This window comes from Alkalibacterium sp. m-11 (genome assembly GCF_054658155.1).
This window is the reverse complement of record NZ_BAAGIR010000684.1, coordinates 1-218: the sequence shown is the minus strand read 5'-3', so window position 1 is coordinate 218 and position 218 is coordinate 1. Positions and strand designations below refer to the sequence as shown.

General features: G+C 38.5%; 1 pseudogene. It reads left to right on the top strand.

Going from position 1 to position 218, the window contains the following annotated elements:
* Nucleotides 1-31 precede the first annotated feature (31 nt).
* Nucleotides 32-218 (top strand): annotated as a pseudogene (locus ACYQ2O_RS13920) (RNA-guided endonuclease TnpB family protein); the annotation flags it as partial.

Here is a 218-nt window from a genome sequence, read left to right as displayed (position 1 = left end):
TCAAGGCAAGATTAAATCATGTACGATATCAATGAATAAATCGGGAAAATATTTTATATCCATTCTTGTGGAATCAGCGGACGAAACGCCTCAATTAGTTGAACGGAAGATCGGGATTGATTTGGGTATTTCTGATTTTGCGATCACCACCAATGATTTAGGGGAAACTGAGAAGCACAAAAATCCAAAACCGCTGTACAAGTCCGAAAAGAAGCTGA